Source organism: Marinimicrobium sp. UBA4509 (assembly GCF_002388575.1).
In the GTDB taxonomy this organism is placed as follows: Bacteria; Pseudomonadota; Gammaproteobacteria; order Pseudomonadales; family Cellvibrionaceae; genus Marinimicrobium; species Marinimicrobium koreense.
In genome coordinates, this window is record NZ_DGMV01000054.1 from 72,161 (window position 1) to 76,414 (window position 4,254).

Genomic DNA, 4,254 nt, shown 5'->3' on the forward strand with positions numbered 1-4,254 from the left:
CCCCTTCCCGTCCCTCTGTGCCACCCAAAAACTTTTTACTTACTGACCGTGGTACTCGGCCGACAGCTCGTGGACCGCGCGGATAAAGGCGCCGGCGTGTTCCGGGTCGACTTCCGGGGTGATGCCGTGGCCCAGGTTGAAGACGTGGCCTGAGCCTTTACCGTAAGAGGCCAGAATCTGACCGACTTCCTCGCGAATCCGCTCGGGGCTGGCGTAGAGAATGGTCGGGTCCATATTGCCCTGTAGCGCGACCCGGTCACCGACCCGGGCGCGGGCGCGGCCGATGTCGGTGGTCCAGTCCAGACCCAGCGCATCGGCGCCGGTGTCGGCCATGGCCTCCAGCCACTGGCCGCCGCCTTTGGTGAACAGAATCACCGGTACTTTGCGGCCGTCGTGCTGACGGATCAGGCCTTTGACAATCTGCTCCAGGTAGCGCAGGGAGAATTCCCGGTAGGCATTGTGGGACAGGGCGCCGCCCCAGGTATCGAAAATCTGCACCGCCTGGGCGCCCGCCAGAATCTGGCCGTTCAGGTAGCGGATAACGGACTGGGCCAGGGTGTCGAGCAGGTGATGCATCAGCTCGGGCCGGTCGTACATCATCTGCTTGGCGCGGCGAAAATCCCGGCTGGAGCCACCTTCAATCATGTAGGTGGCCAGGGTCCAGGGGCTACCGGAAAAACCGATCAGGGGCACCCGACCGCCCAGCTCGCGGCGAATGGTTTTCACCGCATCGAGGACGTAGGGCAGATCCGCTTCTGGATTGACCACATCCAGTGCCATGATATCGGCTTCAGTACGCACCGGCTTTTCAAACTTGGGGCCTTCACCGGGCTCAAAGTACAAGCCCAACCCCATTGCATCAGGGATAGTGAGAATGTCCGAGAACAGAATGGCCGCATCCAGCGGGTAGCGCTCCAGGGGTTGCAGCGTCACCTCACAGGCCATGTCCGGGTTGCCGCACAAACCCATGAAGTTGCCGGCCCGCTCGCGGCTGGCCCGATATTCCGGTAGGTAGCGACCGGCCTGACGCATCATCCACACCGGAGTGACGTCCACCGGTTCGTGGGCCAGGGCGCGCAGGAAGCGGTCGTTTTTCAGCTCGGTCATAGTAATGGTCCGGTACAGTCGGAGAACGGGGGAGGGGAGCGGCGGATACGGAGGTGTCGTAGGGCGGATCGGTCCGACGCCTCGGAGTGCGAAGCACGCATCCGCCGTCACCCAAGTTCTTACACTTCGAGGTAGTCCATGATCCCTTCGGCCGCTTCGCGCCCTTCCCAGATGGCGGTCACCACGAGGTCGGAACCGCGCACCATGTCGCCACCGGCGAACACCTTCGGGTTGGAGGTCTGGAACTTGTACTGCTGGGTTTCCGGCGCTTCCACACCACCCCAGTCGGATACCTTGATGCCGTGCTCGTCAAACCAGGGCGCGGGACTCGGACGGAAACCGAAGGCAATCAGCACCACATCAGCCGGCAAGACTTCTTCACTGCCCGGAATCGGTTCGGGACGGCGACGGCCATTTTCATCGGGCTCACCCAATTCGGTGGTCACCACTTTCACGCCTTCGACCTTATCTTCACCGACAATGGCCACAGGCTGACGGTTGAAAAGGAACTGTACGCCCTCTTCTTTGGCGTTGGCCACTTCGCGGCGCGAGCCGGGCATGTTCTCTTCGTCACGGCGGTAAGCACAGGTCACGCTCTCGGCGCCCTGGCGAATGGAGGTGCGGTTACAGTCCATGGCGGTATCACCACCGCCGAGCACCACCACGCGCTTGCCTTTCACGCTGATGAACTCGCTCGGGTCTTTTTCAAACCCCAGGTTGCGATTGACGTTGGCCACCAGGAACGGCAGAGCGTCGTGTACGCCGGGCAGGTCTTCACCGGGGAAGCCACCTTTCATGTAGGTGTAGGTACCCATGCCCATAAACACCGCATCGTACTCCTTGAGAATTTCGTCCATGGTGATGTCGGTGCCGACTTCGGTATTCAGACGGAATTCCATACCCATTTCGGTGAAGATTTCACGCCGACGGGTCAGGACGTTTTTCTCGAGCTTGAATTCGGGAATACCGAAGGTCAACAGGCCGCCGATTTCCGGGTAACGATCAAAGACCACCGGTTTGACGCCATTGCGCACCAACACGTCGGCGCAACCCAGACCGGCCGGGCCGGCGCCGATGATGGCGACTTTCTTGTCGGTCCAGGTGACCTTGGACATGTCTGGCTTCCAACCCATGGCGAAAGCGGTGTCGGTGATGTACTTCTCGGCATTACCAATGGTCACGGCACCGAAGCCGTCGTTCAGGGTACAGGCGCCTTCACACAGGCGATCCTGGGGGCAGACACGACCACAGACTTCCGGCAGGGAGTTGGTCTGATGACTCAGCTCGGCCGCTTCAAAGATGTTGCCTTCGGAAATCAGCTTCAACCAGTTGGGAATGAAGTTGTGCACGGGGCACTTCCATTCACAGTAGGGATTGCCGCAGGAAAGACAGCGATGCGATTGACTGGCTGCCTGGTCCTGGTCAAACGGTTCGTAAATTTCCACAAACTCGTGCTGGCGCACTTCCATGTCTTTTTTGGCGGGGTCCTGACGGCCCACATCAATAAACTGGAAGTTGTTGTTTAAACGTCCGGCCATAATCACTGCCTCAGCTAATCGGTGTGAGCCCGCGCCGCACTGGCGAACGGGCTCTGTATCGTTCTAGTGTCCTGTGCGCCCGAAGGCGCACCGGCGGGTTATTCGCCGCGTTTTTCCATGTCGTTGAGCAAGCCGCTCAGGCTCGCCGCCTTGGGCTTGACCAGCCAGAATTTACCGACGTAATCATCGAAGTTGTCCAGCAGGTTCTGGCCCCACTCGCTTTCGGTCTCTTCGGTAAATTCCGTGATGACCCGACGCAGGTAGTTGCGGTGCGCTTCCAGCGATTCGCCATCCACCCGGTGAATGTCCACCAGTTCGTGGTTGTAGCGATCCACAAAGCTGTTGTCCTCATCCAACACGAACGCAAAGCCGCCAGTCATACCCGCACCGAAGTTCACCCCGGTGCGACCGAGTACGGTCACCACGCCACCGGTCATGTACTCACAGCAGTGGTCACCGGCACCTTCCACGACGACGTGAGCACCGGAGTTACGAACGCCGCAGCGCTCGCCCGCCTGACCGGCCGCGAACACCTTACCGCCGGTCGCGCCGTACAGACAGGTGTTACCCATGATGCTGGTGTCCTGGGACTTGAAGCCGGAGTTGCGCGGTGGGCGCAGCACCAGTTTGCCGCCGGCCATGCCTTTGCCCACGTAGTCGTTGGCATCGCCTTCCAGGTAAATATACAGGCCACCGGCGTTCCACACACCCAGACTCTGACCGGCCACACCGGTGAGTTTTAGCGTAATGGGCTTATCCGCCATGCCCTGGTTGCCGTGGCGCTTGGCAATTTCACCGCTGATGCGCGCGCCGATAGAGCGGTCGCAGTTGGTCACGGTAAAGGCGTATTCACCGCCGGATTTGCTCTCAATGGCCGGCAGCACTTCCTTGACCATCGCCTCGGCCAGCTCGCCCTTGTCGAACGGTTCGTTACGATCCACCGCGCACAGCTGCGGCTTGGTTTCCAGGAACTTGTCGGTGTAAGTGATGCGGCTCAGGTCCAGACGCTTCTGCTTGCTGGTCTGGCCTTCGATCGCTTCGAGCAGGTCGACGCGACCGACCAGATCACCCAGACTGCGCAGTCCCAGTCGGGCCAACCACTCACGGGTTTCCTCGGCAATAAACTTGAAGAAGTTCATCGCCATTTCAACGGTGCCGATGTAGTGGTTTTCACGCAGGTCGTCGCGCTGGGTGGCCACACCGGTGGCGCAGTTGTTCAGGTGACAGATCCGCAGGTACTTACAGCCCATGGCCACCATCGGGCCAGTACCGAAGCCGAAGCTCTCGGCGCCGAGCATGGCCGCCTTGATCACATCCAGGCCGGTTTTCAGGCCGCCGTCGGTCTGCACCCGGACCTTGTCGCGCAGATCGTTGGCGCGCAGGGTCTGGTGGGTTTCACTCAGGCCCAGCTCCCAGGGAGAGCCCGCATAGCGGATGGAGGTCAGCGGGCTGGCCGCGGTACCGCCGTCGTAGCCGGAAATGGTGATCAGGTCCGCGTAGGCCTTGGCCACACCGGCGGCAATAGTGCCGACGCCGGGACGAGACACCAGCTTGACCGACACCTGGGCGTCCGGGTTGACCTGCTTGAGGTCAAAGATCAGCTGCGCCA

Annotated in this window: 3 protein-coding genes; all 3 read right to left on the reverse strand. The window is 60.9% G+C overall.

The features are described 5' to 3' along the window. Positions 1-39: 39 nt before the first annotated feature. Complete coding sequence (gene hemE, locus B3520_RS10530; RefSeq protein ID WP_123638359.1) at positions 40-1,107, reverse strand: uroporphyrinogen decarboxylase; 1,068 nt, start codon at positions 1,105-1,107, stop codon at positions 40-42. Between the two features lie 119 nt (positions 1,108-1,226). Next, on the reverse strand, positions 1,227-2,645 hold the full coding sequence (locus B3520_RS10535) for an FAD-dependent oxidoreductase (protein WP_286807363.1): 1,419 nt from the start codon (positions 2,643-2,645) through the stop codon (positions 1,227-1,229). A gap of 98 nt (positions 2,646-2,743) precedes the next feature. Continuing rightward, positions 2,744-4,254: glutamate synthase-related protein (locus B3520_RS10540; protein WP_286876004.1), on the reverse strand; the 1,511-nt coding region annotated here is incomplete at its 5' end.

What these genes read in the sequence shown, in the direction of transcription:
- hemE (WP_123638359.1), bottom strand. Translation starts at nt 1,107, where the DNA reads ATGACCGAGCTGAAAAACGACCGCTTCCTGCGCGCCCTGGCCCACGAA.
- B3520_RS10535 (WP_286807363.1), bottom strand. Translation starts at nt 2,645, where the DNA reads ATGGCCGGACGTTTAAACAACAACTTCCAGTTTATTGATGTGGGCCGT.